Here is a 13277-nt window from a genome sequence, read left to right as displayed (position 1 = left end):
GTTACATTCCGAACCCGGAAGCTAAGCCTCACAGCGCCGATGGTACTGCAGGGGGGACCCTGTGGGAGAGTAGGACGCCGCCGAACAAAATTTGAGAAAACCCCCGCATCTCCGGATGCGGGGGTTTTCTGCGTTCAGGGTCTATTGCCCCCGGTCTATTGCCCCCGGTCTATTACCTCCGGTCTGTTACCCCCAAAGGGGCGGGCAGCGGCAGGTCAGAGCCGGCCTGCCGCCTTCAGAGCGAGATATGCATCAGCCAATGCCGGCGCCAGATCGTCCGGTGTCGCGTCCACGACTGTCACCCCATGACGACGGAGTTGTTCCGCCGTGCGCTGACGTTCGCTCTGCGCCTGCGCGGCCGCGGCAGCTTCGTACACCGCCTCGGCGTTCCCTCGGGCCTGGGCCATCTGGGCGATGTGCGGATCGGCCACTGAGGCGACGAGGACCGTGTGGCGCTGGGTGAGCTGGGGGAGCACGGGCAGTAGACCCTGCTCCACCGGTGCCGCGTCGAGCGTCGTGAGCAGCACGATCAGGGAGCGTCGAGGAGCCGTACGAAGAGCAGTCGCCGTGAGGCCGCGGGCGTCGGTTTCGACGAGTTCCGGCTCCAGCGTTGCCATCGCGTTGACCAGGGACGGCAGAACATCGCCGGCGGAGCGGCCCTGGACCAGGGCGCGGATCCGACGGTCGTAGGCCAGCAGGTCCACGCGGTCGCCGGCGCGGGAGGCGAGCGCTGCGAGAAGCAGGGCCGCGTCCAGGGAGGCGTCCAGGCGTGGGATGTCGCCCATGCGGCCGGCCGAGGTGCGGCCGGTGTCGAGGACCAGGAGGATGTGGCGGTCGCGTTCGGGTCGCCAGGTGCGGACGGCCACGGTGGACTGGCGGGCGGTGGCACGCCAGTCGATCGAGCGGGTGTCGTCGCCGGGGACGTACTCGCGCAGGCTGTCGAACTCGGTGCCCTCACCGCGGGTCAGCACGCTGGTGCGGCCGTCGAGTTCACGCAATCGGGCGAGTCTCGACGGCAGGTGCTTGCGGCTGGTGAAAGGAGGCAGGACTCGTACCGTCCAGGGAACCTTGTGGGTGCCCTGGCGGGAGAAGAGACCGAGGGGGCCGTAGGAGCGGATCGTCACGCGGTCGGCCTGGCGGTCGCCGCGGCGGGTGGGGCGCAGCCGGGTCGTCACCCGCCGGCGTTCGCCGGCCGGAATGGTGACGCGGTGGCGCGAGCCCTCGACCTCGGTGCCGGGCTGCCAGCTGCTGGGCGGCCATGCGTCCCGCAGGCGCGCCCGCAGAGGGCGGCCGGTGGGATTCGTGATCGTGAGTGTGATGTCAGCGGTTTCGCCGAGGCGTGCGGAGGTGTCGCCGGAGCGGGACAGGACGAGCCGTCGTACGGGTGCCGCGAGTGCGAAGTCGCAGGCGCAGGCCAGGGCCAGGGGACCGTTGACCGCGAGGATGCCCGTCCAGCCGGGTTCCAGGATGCCGACGGGGATCGAGCCGAGGGCCGCGAGGAGGGCGGCGCGTCCGGTGAGCGCCATCAGCGGGGGACCGGGACGTGGGCGAGAATGGCGTTGATGACGGAGTCGGCGGTCACGCCTTCCATCTCGGCTTCGGGGCGCAGCTGGACACGGTGGCGCAGGGTGGGCAGGGCGAGGGCCTTCACATCGTCGGGGATGACGTAGTCGCGGCCGGTCAGCCAGGCCCAGGCCCGCGAGGTGGCGAGCAGCGCGGTGGCGCCCCGCGGGGAGACGCCGAGGGTGAGAGACGGCGACTCGCGGGTGGCGCGGCAGATGTCCACCACGTAGGCCGTGATCTCGGGGGAGACGGTCGTCTTGGCGACGGCGGCGCGGGCCGCGTCGAGGTCGGCCCGACCGGCGACCGGGCGGATGCCGGCGGCGTGCAGGTCGCGCGGGTTGAAGCCCGAGGCGTGGCGGGTGAGGACGTCGATCTCGTCCTGGCGGGAGGGCAGAGGGACCGTCAGCTTGAGGAGGAAGCGGTCCAGTTGGGCCTCGGGGAGGGGGTAGGTGCCCTCGTACTCGACCGGGTTCTGGGTCGCGGCCACCAGGAACGGCTCGGGCAGCAGGCGCGGGGTGCCGTCGACCGTGACCTGGCGTTCCTCCATGGCTTCCAGCAGGGAGGACTGGGTCTTCGGCGGGGTGCGGTTGATCTCGTCCGCCAGAAGGAGGTTGGTGAAGACCGGGCCGGGCTGGAAGGAGAACTCGGCGGTGTGGGTGTCGTAGACGAGGGAGCCGGTGACGTCGCTCGGCATCAGGTCGGGGGTGAACTGGACGCGCTTGGTGTCGAGTTCGAGCGCGGATGCGAGTGCGCGGACGAGCAACGTTTTGGCGACTCCGGGGACTCCTTCAAGGAGAACGTGTCCGCGGCAGAGAAGGGCGACGACGAGGCCGGTCACGGCGGGGTCCTGGCCGACCACGGCTTTGGCGATCTCGGCGCGCAGGGCTTCCAGGGAGGCCCGGGCGGCAGCCGAGTCCCCGGTGTTCCCGGCGTTGTCAGTGGTCGGGTCCATCATGGACGGCGTACCTCTCTTTCGAGGGCGTCGAGTTGGTCGGTGAGTGCGATGAGCGCCGCATCGTCGCCGGGCGGCGGTCCGAAGAGCAATGAGTGCAGGGCCTGTCCGTCGCCGTTGAGGTGGGCGGACAGAGCGGGGAGCAGAGCTTCGGGCGCGTGCGCCTGGGCGACGGGGACGCCGACGAGGGGGGCGAGGCGCGTGCGGGTGGTGGAGCGAAGAGCGGCGGCCGCGCGGTCGCGGGCGTTGGCCTTGCGGTAGAGGCGGGCGCGGCCTTCGGCGGTTTCGGAGGCGCGGATCGCGACGGGGAGTTTCTCGGGCACGAGGGGGCCGAACCGGCGTGCCCGCCAGAAGGCGGCGAGGGCCGCGGCGATGAACAGCTGCAGGGTGCCCCAGAGCCAGCCCGAGGGGAGCAGGTCGAGGAAGCTCTTCCGTTCGCCGGTGTCGGCGGCGGAGGCGTCGGAGAGCGAGGGGAGGTACCAGACCAGATGGGGGCGGGAGCCGAGGAGTTGGAGGGCGAGCGAGGCGTTGCCCTGTTCGTCGAGGCGCTTGTTGAAGAAGATGTCGGGCGCGCCGAGCACGACGGTGTCGCCGTCCCCGGAGGCCGCCGGAAGGCGGAGCAGGGTGGCGAGGCGTTGGCTGGGGTAGCAGGAGTCGGCGTCGAGGTGCGTGGTGGTGTAGCGGATGCCGCCGGTGTCGGCGCTGCCCGCGCGCCGGGCTTCGGGCAGGGTGCAGTGGGGGGTGAGCGTCGAGTCGAAGCTGGTGGCGGGGTCCGCGGTGACCCCGGGGGCGAGTCGCTCGACGGACGAGCTGCCGGCGGCGACGAGGACGGTGCGGCCACCGGAGTTCGCCACGGCCGAGTGCAGCCTGGTCTGTTGACCGGGCGTCAGAAGGTCGGGTACGGCCACGAGAAGCGTGGTGTCCGGGCCGGCGGCGGCGCGTGCCGCGCCGAGCGAGGTGACCACACGCGTGGAGACGCCCCGGTCGGCGAGGAGTTCGGCGACGGCGCGGCTGCCGTAGGTGTCTGCGGAGCGCGGGTCGAGTTCGCCGTGCCGGGTCTGGGAGCGGACCGCGGCCATCGCGACGCCGGCGATCAGGATCAGCACGACGGCGAGGGCGACGCCTCGCCCACGAGTCCAGATCTGGCGGGCGGTGGGCGACGCCGACGTGGTCGGCAGCGTGGCCTCGGCGGTCATCCGGCGGCCCCCTGGCTGGTGTTGTGGGCCGTGCTGGTGGCGCTGTTGGCGAGGACCGGCCGGGTGCGTTCCAGGTCGCGGTCGAGTTCGGCGATCCGCTGGTACGACTGCTCGCTTGCTCTGCGCCCGCCGTATGTGACGTCGTCGAACTCCCGGGCGGCGGAGCGCAGTCGGTCCGTGTGCGCGGGGAGAGTGCGGCCGGCCTCGGCGGCGGCTTCGTCGGCGGTGCGGCCGGGCCGGACGTCGAGCAGGGTTCGCTCCTCCAGGGAGCGGACGATGGCCCTCATGCGTTCCTGGACGGCCTGGTTCCAGTGGCCCTGGGCGGCGTGTGCCTCGCTGGCCGCGCGGTGTTCGGCGGCACTGCGGGGGCGCTCGTCGAACAGGGCCGCGGTGGAGACTGGTTGGCGGCGCGGGGTGCCCAGGCGCCACCACAGGGCGGCCAGCACGGCGACGACGAACAGGACGACGACGAGCAGCCCGAGCGTGCCGCCAGGTGTGGCGCCGGCGGCTGTGCTGAACAGCTTGTCCAGCCAGTCCCAGAAGGCGTTCAGGGCGCGCTGGAGCAGGCTGGGGTCGTTCTCGTGGTACATCCGCTTGGACAGCTCACGGCGTGCCGCCTCCCGGGCGGGATCGCGCGGGATGGTCACGGGCGGCTCGTCGCCCGAGCCGCCGGCCGCCAGGAGTGTGGTGTGTGCCGTGCCCAGCAGGCCTCGTACGGCCGATCCGGCGGCGCCCGGCAGGGCCGGGGCCGCCGTGAGAACTCCCCCCGTCAGGCTCACCGCATCAGCTCCCCGGGACGGGGCCGGGGGTGCCGGTGCCGTGGTCCTGGACGCCGGCGGCGCGGGCCAGTTCGAGGTCGAGGGCTTCGCGGCGGATGCGCTGGTCGATGTACAGGAGCACGGTGACGCCCGCGTTGATCGGGAGCGTGATCATGGTGCCGATCACCGCACCGATGCCGCTGATGATCAGGAAGCTCCAGCCGGGGCTCTGGGCCTGGGTGGCGAAGAGGCCCGTCATCCCGTCGCCGCTGACGGCGGCCGCCAGGAGGGTGAAGGGGATCACGACGAGCGACGAGACGATGTTGGCGATGAGCCCGGCGAGCAGCTGGATGCCGAGGACGCGCCACCAGGAGCCGCGGACCAGCTTCGCGGAGCGGCTCATCGACTTCACGATGCTCTGGCGCTCCAGCATCAGCGCGGGCGAGGCCAGGGAGAAGCGGACCGTCAGCCACACCGCGACGACGGCGGCGGCGAGGAGGCCCAGGATGACGACCGCGATGCCGGCTCCCTCGTTTCCGCCGGCGACGGCGACGAGGATGCCGGGCAGTGCGCCGCAGAGCAGCACACCGACGGTGATGAGGCCCAGCAGGAGGAGCAGTCCGGCCAGCTTCGGCACCTGCGGGCGGGCGTCCCGCCAGGCCTCGCCGGCGCTGACAGGCTTGCCGAGGACGGCGCGGCTGGTGACCGTCGTGAGCAGGGCGGTCGCGACGATGGTGCCGACGACGGTGATCACGGCCACGAGACTGGTGCCGGCCATCAGCGCGCCCATGGCCTGGAGTATCTCGCTCGGCGTGGCGCTGCGGTCGTTGAGGGCGCTGGTGGTCTCGCCGTCGTTCAGCAGGAAGCCCTGCAGGAGGATCACGCTCAGCCGGGTGAGGACCGAGACGGTGAGCGAGATGCCGAGGACCGTGCGCCAATAGGTGCGCATGGTGGAGACGGCACCGTCGAGGATCTCGCCGACGCCGAGCGGGCGCAGCGGGATCACGCCGGGCTTGGCAGCGGGCGGGGGACCGCCCCAACCGCCGCCCCAGCCTCCGTAGCCGCCGGGGGTGCCGTAACCGCCAGGAGGGCCGTAGCCGCCGGGAGGACCGCTGTACGAGCCGCCTCCGTGCCCGCCGGGCTGTCCGCCGCCGTACCCGCCGCCCCAGCCCGGGCCGGGCGGTGGAGGTGGCGGGGCCTGGCCGGGACTCGGGGGACCCGTGGGCGCAGACCACTGGCCGGGCGGCGGCTGTTCCTTGGACCACTTCGGGCCTGGGCCCTGCCGGTCTGTGCCAGGCTGCGCGGCCGGCTCGGCGGGGCCGGGACGGTCGGTGGGCTCGGCGAGGCCGGACGCGCCGGGTTCCCGCCCGTCGGGCGACGAGGCGGATCCGGGCGAGGCCCAGCCCGGAGTGTCTGTCATCGATGCTCCTCTACGGTGCCCGTCCGCGGTCGCGACGGCAGGTTGGCAGACATCGTGCCATGGGGTGGTCATCGCGTGACCGGCCGCGGTAGGGGCTGGACGCCTTCAATTGTCCGCCGGATACGGGGCAGACTGACCGCATGGCTGATCAGTACGCGCAAACCGGCGAGGACAAGCGGCCGACCGACATACCCGTGCTCCGATGGGAGGAACCACCCGAAGGTCCTGTACTGGTCCTTCTCGACCAGACGAGGCTGCCCGGCGAAGAGGTCGAGCTGGTGTGCACGGACGCGCCCGCGCTGGTGGAGGCGATCCGTTCGCTCGCCGTGCGTGGGGCGCCGCTGCTCGGGATCGCGGGGGCGTACGGCGTCGCGCTCGCCGCCGCGCGGGGCTTCGACGTGGAGGAGGCCGCGCGGGCGCTCGAGGGTGCCCGGCCGACCGCGGTGAACCTCTCCGTCGGGGTGCACCGAGCCGAGTCCGCCTACCGCGCGGCGCTCGTGAGTACCGGCGACACCACCGCGGCGGCGATGGCGGCGCTGACCGCCGCGCGGACGCTGCACCGGGAGGACGCCGAGGCCAGCGCCCGGATGGCCGCCCACGGCCTGGCGCTGCTGGACGAACTATTGCCGGGCGGCGGGCAGCGGATCCTGACCCACTGCAACAGCGGGTCGCTGGTGTCGGGCGGAGAAGGCACGGCGTTCGCGGTGGCTCTCGCAGCGCACCGTGCGGGGCGGCTGCGGCGGCTGTGGGTGGACGAGACGCGTCCGCTGCTGCAAGGCGCTCGTCTGACGGCGTACGAGGCGGCTCGCCACGGCATGGCGTACTCCTTGCTCACCGACAACGCGGCCGGTTCGCTGTTCGCGGCGGGTGAGGTGGATGCCGTGCTGATCGGGGCGGACCGGATCGCGGCCGACGGTTCGGTGGCGAACAAGGTGGGGAGCTATCCGCTCGCGGTGCTCGCGCGGTACCACCATGTGCCGTTCATAGCGGTGGCGCCGGTGACGACGGTCGACCCGCAGACGCCGGACGGGGCGTCCATAGAGGTCGAGCAGCGCCCTGGTTTCGAGGTGACCGAGGTCACATTGCCCCAGGTGCCCGTGACGGGAGCGGGAGGCGGGATTCCGGTGGCACCCCTGGGGACCCAGGCGTACAACCCGGCGTTCGACGTGACGCCGCCCGAGTTGGTGACGGCGATAGTCACCGAGGAGGGGGCCGTTTCTCCTGTGACGGCCGAGGCACTTGCGGAGCTGTGTGCCAGGTCGCGCCAACGTTGAATCGCCCGTCCAGCGCGTCGACACCCCAACCCCCACAATCGATCTGGATAGCCCCGGCACCGCCCGCCGGTGATCATGGTGCGGTGCATGTCGGTGGACGAGGGCAGACAGTGACCGGCTCCTACGACTATCGTCACGAGGCCGTGACCTGCCTCACCAGGGCGCCTGTCGCTGTTATGAGAATGGGATGATGTCGTTTATGAAGGGACGAGTCCTTGTCGTCGACGACGACACCGCACTGGCCGAGATGCTCGGCATCGTGCTGCGTGGTGAAGGTTTTGAGCCGTCTTTCGTAGCCGACGGCGACAAGGCGCTGGCCGCTTTCCGTGAGTCCAAGCCCGACCTGGTGCTGCTCGACCTGATGCTGCCCGGCCGGGACGGCATCGAGGTGTGCCGCCTGATCAGGGCGGAGTCCGGCGTGCCGATCGTGATGCTCACGGCCAAGAGCGACACCGTCGACGTCGTCGTGGGCTTGGAGTCGGGCGCCGACGACTACATCGTGAAGCCGTTCAAGCCGAAGGAGCTGGTGGCCCGGATCCGGGCGCGGCTCAGGAGGTCGGAGGAGCCGGCGCCGGAGCAGCTCACCATCGGTGACCTGGTCATCGACGTGGCAGGGCACTCGGTGAAGCGGGACGGGCAGTCGATCGCGCTGACCCCGCTGGAGTTCGACCTGCTGGTCGCGCTGGCCCGCAAGCCGTGGCAGGTGTTCACGCGTGAGGTGCTGCTCGAGCAGGTGTGGGGCTATCGCCACGCCGCCGACACGCGGCTCGTCAACGTGCACGTCCAGCGGCTGCGCTCCAAGGTCGAGAAGGACCCGGAGCGGCCGGAGATCGTGGTGACCGTCCGTGGTGTCGGTTACAAGGCCGGACCGAGCTGACATGTCCGGGGACAGGACCGCTTCGGCTCCCGGCCGGTCCGGGGCCCGTCCGGGGCGGCCTGTCGGCCGGAAGGCGGCGGGTTCGGGCTGGGGACGCTTCTTCGAGGGCGGGCTGCTGCAGGGAGGGGTCCAGGGCAGCCCGGTCGTCCGCCTGTTCATGCGCTGGGTGCGCCGTCCGCTGCTGCCCGTCATGAGGCTGTGGCGGCGCAACATCCAGCTGCGGGTCGTCGCCACGACGCTGCTGATGTCGCTGGGTGTCGTCCTGCTGCTGGGCTTCGTCGTGATCGGGCAGGTGCGCAACGGCCTGCTGGACGCGAAGGTGAAGGCGTCGCAGAGCCAGGCCACCGGCGGGTTCGCGGTGGCCAAGCAGAAGGCCGACGAGGCGGCCAGCGGCACGGGCCCGGGTACCAGCGGTGATGGCACCGCCACGGCCGACGGACGGCAGTCGCAGAACGTCATCCCGTGGATGAGTGACCTCGTGGATTCGCTCTCCAGCGGCGGTGCCGGTGCCTTCGACGTCGTGACGCTCCCGGTGGGCGACGACAGCGGCGGCGGCCGCAGCCCGCGCGGCTCCGGGAAGGTCGACCCCTCCTTCAGCGTGCCCGCCGACCTGCGCGACCGGATCAACAGCAGTACGACGGCCGCCCAGAGCTACACCCGGATCGTCTACTCCAACGGCAAGGAGTCCCAGCCGGCGCTGGTCATCGGCAAGCAGGTCAACGACCCCAACGGCCACCCCTACGAGCTGTACTACCTCTTCCCGCTCACGCAGGAGGAGAAGTCGCTCAGCCTGGTCAAGGGCACGCTGGCGACCGCCGGGCTCTTCGTCGTCGTACTCCTGGGCGCCATCGCCTGGCTGGTGGTGCGGCAGGTCGTCACTCCGGTGCGGATGGCGGCCGGGATCGCGGAGCGGCTGTCCGCCGGGCGGCTGCAGGAGCGGATGAAGGTCACCGGCGAGGACGACATCGCCCGTCTGGGCGAGGCCTTCAACAAGATGGCGCAGAACCTCCAGCTGAAGATTCAGCAGCTGGAGGACCTGTCACGGATGCAGCGGCGGTTCGTCTCCGACGTGTCGCACGAGCTGCGTACGCCGCTGACGACCGTACGGATGGCCGCCGACGTCATCCACGAGGCCCGCGAGGACTTCGATCCGGTCACCGCGCGGTCGGCCGAGCTGCTCGCCGACCAGCTGGACCGGTTCGAGTCGCTGCTCGCGGACCTGCTGGAGATCAGCCGCTTCGACGCCGGTGCCGCGGCGCTGGAGGCCGAGCCGATAGACCTCAGGGAGGTCGTGCGGCGGGTCGTCGGCGGCGCCGAGCCGCTCGCCGAGCGCAAGGGCACGCACATACGCGTCGTCGGTGACCAGCAGCCCGTCGTGGCCGAGGCCGACGCCCGGCGGTTGGAGCGCGTACTGCGCAACCTCGTCGTCAACGCCGTCGAGCACGGTGAGGGCAAGGACGTCGTCGTCAAGCTGGCCTCCGCGGGCGGCGCGGTCGCCATCGCGGTGCGCGACTACGGCGTCGGACTCAAGCCCGGCGAGGCGACCCGCGTCTTCAGCCGCTTCTGGCGGGCCGACCCGGCACGCGCGCGTACCACCGGCGGTACGGGCCTCGGGCTGTCGATCGCCCTGGAGGACGCCCGGCTGCACGGCGGCTGGCTGCAGGCCTGGGGTGAGCCGGGCGGCGGCTCGCAGTTCCGGCTGACGCTGCCGCGGACCGCGGACGAGCCGCTGCGCGGCTCTCCGATACCGCTGGAGCCCAAGGACTCGCGGCGCAACCGAGGGCTCGACGACGCCGGCCTGCCCCGCGGGGGCCAGGAGAAGCGGGCGACCGTTCCGGTGCAGCCGGGCGGCGGCCAGGTGCCGCCACTGCCCGCGCGCGCCCCGATCGCCCCGCGTCTGGCCTCCGTCACCCCGGCCGCCGACCCGACCGCGCTGCCCGGCAGCGGCAACGGCGCGCGTGTCGTTCCCCGGCCCGCCGGCGGCGCCCGGCGCCCCGACGACAGGCCCGCGGCCGGTCCGGCATCCGACACACAAGCGGCCCGTCCGGATCCGGCCGGGCCCAAGGACTCGACCGAGCCAGGGGAGGCATTTCGTGGGCGCTGACCGCGAGGGGGGCGTCCGGCACAGGCCGGGACGCGCGGTGGCCTACTCGGTCTGTGGGGCCGTTCTGCTGGCCGGGTGTGCCTCGATGCCCGACAGCGGGGACCTGCGGGACGTCGAGTCCACGCCGCGGCAGGACACCGGGGTGCGCGTCTTCGCCATGCCGCCCGCCGAGGACGCCGAGCCCGGCGAGATCATGCAGGGCTTCCTGGAGGCCCTGACCAGCGACGATCCGCAGTACGACACCGCCCGCAAGTACCTGACCGCCGATGCCGCGCGCACCTGGCGGCCGGAGCGGTCGGCCACCGTCCTCGCGAACGGACCGAGTGCCGTGCCCGGCCAGCAGCATCCCGGCGGCCGGGATGCGACCGACAGCGGCAGCCTCACCTACGTCCTGACCGGCAGCATGGTCGCCACGGTCGGCGCGCAGCAGGCGTACAAGCCCGCCGCCGGGTCCTACAGCGAGAAGGTGCACCTCACCAAGGACGCCAAGAGCGGGCAGTGGCGCATCGACGCGCTGCCCCAGGGCGTCGTGATGGGCAAGTCGGACTTCCAGCGCAACTACACGTCCGTCAACAAGTACTACTTCGCCTCCGCCACGACGGTCGGGGCGACCGGGCAGCCGGTGGCGGTCGCCGACCCGGTGTTCGTCCGCAGCAAGGTGGACCCGATGACCCAGATGGTGCGGTCGCTGCTGAGCGGGCCGACCAGGTGGCTTGAGCCGGTGGTCAGATCCAGCTTCCCGACCGGTACGGCCCTGCAGGAGGGCGTGTCGGGGCTGGCGCCGGACGACCAGAACAGGCTGACGGTGCCGCTGAACTCCAAGGTCTCCCACGCCGGTGCCGCCAAGTGCACGGAGATGGCGACCCAGTTGCTGTTCACGCTGCGGAACCTGACGCCGACGCTGGAGTCGGTCGAGCTGCAGGGGCCCGGCCGGCACCGGCTGTGCGACCTCACCGAGGAGCGCGCCGAGTCCGCCGCCTGGCATGCCTCGGCCCAGCGCCCCGAGTACCTGTACTTCCTCGACGGCAAGCACCGCCTGGTGCGGCTGCCCACCGGGAGCGCGGGGACCAGCGCCGTTCCGGTGCCGGGCCCGCTGGGGGAGGGCGAGAAGGAGCTGCAGTCGGTGGCCGTCTCGCGGGACGAGCACACCGTGGCCGGGATCGGCGCCGACGGGAAGGCGCTGTACGTGACCTCGCTGGCGTCGGGCGGTTCGCTCGGGGAAGCGGTGGTCGGCAGCCAGGGGGCGACCGCGACCGACCGGCTGACCACGCCGAGTTGGGACGCCCGCGGCGACCTGTGGGTGGCCGACCGCGACCCGCGCCGTCCGAAGCTGTACGTCCTCGAGCAGGGCGTCGGCAAGCCGGTGGAGGTCACCATCCCGGACCTGCGCGGACGCATCCGCGACGTGCGGGTGGCCGCCGACGGCGTGCGGGTCGCGCTGGTCGTGGAGAAGGGTGACAAGCAGCAGTCCCTGCTCATCGGCCGGATCGAGCGCGACGACATGTCGGGGGCCCGTCCCGCGGTCCGCGAACTGCGCTCCGCCGCCCCCGATCTGGAGCAGGTCACGACCATGTCCTGGGCCGGGGACAGCCGGCTCGTCGTGGTCGGCCTGGAGCAGGGGGGCGTGCATCAGATGCGGTACGTCCAGGTCGACGGCTCCACCCTGGACGGTCCGGCGCCCGCGGCCCTGTCGGGTGTGAAGGCGATCGCCGCGTCCGAGGACGAACGGGTGCCGATGGTGGCCTACTCGGAGGACGGGATCGTACGACTGCCGTCCGGGGCTCAGTGGCAGAAGGTGGACAAGGACGGGACAGCGCCGGTCTATCCGGGCTGAGAACCCCGTCCCACAGGGACCGTCCGCCTCGCGTGGACGTCCCTCCTGCGCAGACGCCCGTTCCGCGGGCATGTCCATACGGCCCTCACTCGTGTGGGTGATGGTCCGTGGGCGTTGTTCCAGGCTGTCCACAGGGCGTTTTCCACAGGGGTGGCCGGTCGTCCCGGGCGTTGGCACAGTGGTGGACATGCGGGGGTGGTGGCGGGACCTCACCGACCTGGTGCTGCCGGCCGACTGCGCGGGCTGCGGGGCACCTCGTACGGAGCTGTGCCCGCGGTGCCGCACCGCACTGGGCGGAGCCGCGCCGCGCCGGGTGCGGCCGGTCCCGGAGCCGCCGGGGCTGCCGGTGGTGCACGCGGCGGCTCCCTACGCGGGGGAGGTGCGGGCTCTCCTCCTCGCCCACAAGGAGCGCGGCGTGCTGGCGCTCGCAGGGGCCTTGGGAGCGGCCCTGGCAGGGGCTGTGCGGGCGTGTCCCGGGCCGGGTGGGCCCGGTGCAGGGCCCATGGGACGGCGGGAGCCCGGGAGCGTGCTGCTCGTCCCCGTGCCCTCCGCCCGGTGGGCCGTGCGGGCTCGTGGGCACGATCCGGTGCGGCGGATGGCGCTCGCGGCGGCCGGTGAGCTGCGGCGCACCGGGACACCGGCCCGGGTGGCCGCCGTGCTGCGGCAGCGGCGGGCGGTGGCGGACCAGGCGGAGCTCGACGCCAGGCAGCGCCTGGAGAACCTCGCCGGCGCGCTGGAGGTGACGGCGGGCGGGGAGCGGCTGCTCGCCGGGGGCCGCCTCGTGGTCGTCGACGATCTGATGACGACGGGAGCGAGCCTTGCGGAGGCGGCGCGGGCGTTGCGGGAGGCGCTCGTATCACGCCGCAATGGGGGAACGGCTGTGTACGCGGCCGGAACTCGGGAAGGAAGGGGGGAACGACGGATCGGAGCACGGTCGGACAGGAAGAACTGGGTGCATGGTGCACCGGAAATAGTGGCGCCGAACGTCATCGGAGAGGCGCTCCACGCAGCCGTGGTCGCCGCTCCGAGGGATTCCTTTGAAATAAACAGGAACTGAGCACCTACCTACATCGTTGCAGGTAGTGAGAGGGTCAATTCACCTGAACGGAGGTACGCATCGGTAGAGGGTGACGACATCCGTCCGGGCGAGATATGTTCGGTTGTGAGGAAAGGCGCAGGCCGCACCTCTCATATCCGAATGCTGTGCTGCGGGTTTTCCGCAATCACCCGCAGCGCTGGGTGGAGATCTTGCCCATGGGGGAGGAGGAGGTGAAGTCACCGAGTCCGAGGTTCCGGGGC

10 protein-coding genes and 1 rRNA gene are annotated in these 13277 nt (G+C 72.1%); 6 read left to right on the top strand and 5 right to left on the bottom strand.

Annotation, left to right across the window (positions count from 1 at the left end; genetic code table 11):
• Nucleotides 1-86: ribosomal RNA gene (rrf, locus tag ACFYZZ_RS15535) — 5S ribosomal RNA — on the top strand; the annotation flags it as partial.
• A gap of 129 nt (nucleotides 87-215) precedes the next feature.
• Here rrf and ACFYZZ_RS15530 read toward each other — a convergent pair.
• From ACFYZZ_RS15530 to ACFYZZ_RS15510, 5 genes are read right to left on the bottom strand one after another with little or no spacing between them, the layout of a single operon-like run.
• On the bottom strand, nucleotides 216-1526 hold the full coding sequence (locus ACFYZZ_RS15530; protein WP_389175706.1) for a DUF58 domain-containing protein: 1311 nt from the start codon (nucleotides 1524-1526) through the stop codon (nucleotides 216-218).
• On the bottom strand, nucleotides 1526-2515 hold the full coding sequence (locus ACFYZZ_RS15525; protein WP_386581115.1) for an AAA family ATPase: 990 nt from the start codon (nucleotides 2513-2515) through the stop codon (nucleotides 1526-1528). The genes ACFYZZ_RS15530 and ACFYZZ_RS15525 overlap by 1 nt, the downstream gene beginning before the upstream one ends.
• Complete coding sequence (locus tag ACFYZZ_RS15520; RefSeq protein ID WP_389175704.1) at nucleotides 2515-3711, bottom strand: DUF4350 domain-containing protein; 1197 nt, start codon at nucleotides 3709-3711, stop codon at nucleotides 2515-2517. Before ACFYZZ_RS15520 ends, ACFYZZ_RS15525 begins: the two co-directional genes overlap by 1 nt.
• A complete protein-coding gene (locus ACFYZZ_RS15515; RefSeq protein ID WP_389175702.1) occupies nucleotides 3708-4490 on the bottom strand; it encodes a DUF4129 domain-containing protein in 783 nt (260 codons plus the stop codon). The genes ACFYZZ_RS15520 and ACFYZZ_RS15515 overlap by 4 nt, the downstream gene beginning before the upstream one ends.
• A 4-nt stretch (nucleotides 4491-4494) precedes the next feature.
• A complete protein-coding gene (locus ACFYZZ_RS15510; protein WP_389175700.1) occupies nucleotides 4495-5889 on the bottom strand; it encodes a glycerophosphoryl diester phosphodiesterase membrane domain-containing protein in 1395 nt (464 codons plus the stop codon).
• Nucleotides 5890-6029: 140 nt separating this feature from the next.
• Between ACFYZZ_RS15510 and mtnA the strand changes: the two genes are divergently transcribed.
• The 5 genes from mtnA to ACFYZZ_RS15485 all read left to right on the top strand — a co-directional run bounded on the left by mtnA (nucleotide 6030) and on the right by ACFYZZ_RS15485 (nucleotide 13035).
• A complete protein-coding gene (gene mtnA / locus ACFYZZ_RS15505; RefSeq protein WP_389175699.1) occupies nucleotides 6030-7163 on the top strand; it encodes an S-methyl-5-thioribose-1-phosphate isomerase in 1134 nt (377 codons plus the stop codon).
• A 187-nt stretch (nucleotides 7164-7350) separates the two neighbouring features.
• Entirely contained in the window at nucleotides 7351-8040 is a 690-nt protein-coding gene (mtrA, locus tag ACFYZZ_RS15500; RefSeq protein ID WP_187279108.1) for a two-component system response regulator MtrA, read from the top strand.
• A gap of 1 nt (nucleotide 8041) precedes the next feature.
• Nucleotides 8042-10144 (top strand): MtrAB system histidine kinase MtrB, encoded by a 2103-nt coding sequence (gene mtrB / locus ACFYZZ_RS15495; protein WP_389175696.1) that lies wholly within the window; start codon nucleotides 8042-8044, stop codon nucleotides 10142-10144.
• Nucleotides 10134-11978 carry an LpqB family beta-propeller domain-containing protein gene (locus ACFYZZ_RS15490; protein ID WP_389175695.1) on the top strand — a complete coding sequence of 615 codons (1845 nt, stop codon included), beginning with the start codon at nucleotides 10134-10136 and terminating at the stop codon, nucleotides 11976-11978. Before mtrB ends, ACFYZZ_RS15490 begins: the two co-directional genes overlap by 11 nt.
• A gap of 187 nt (nucleotides 11979-12165) precedes the next feature.
• Entirely contained in the window at nucleotides 12166-13035 is an 870-nt protein-coding gene (locus tag ACFYZZ_RS15485) for a ComF family protein (protein WP_389175693.1), read from the top strand.
• Nucleotides 13036-13277 lie beyond the last annotated feature (242 nt).

The organism is Streptomyces sp. NPDC001816 (assembly GCF_042892235.1).
GTDB lineage: Bacteria > Actinomycetota > Actinomycetes > Streptomycetales > Streptomycetaceae > Streptomyces.
Note: the sequence above shows the minus strand (reverse complement) of the source record. Positions and strands in the feature narration are given on the sequence as shown.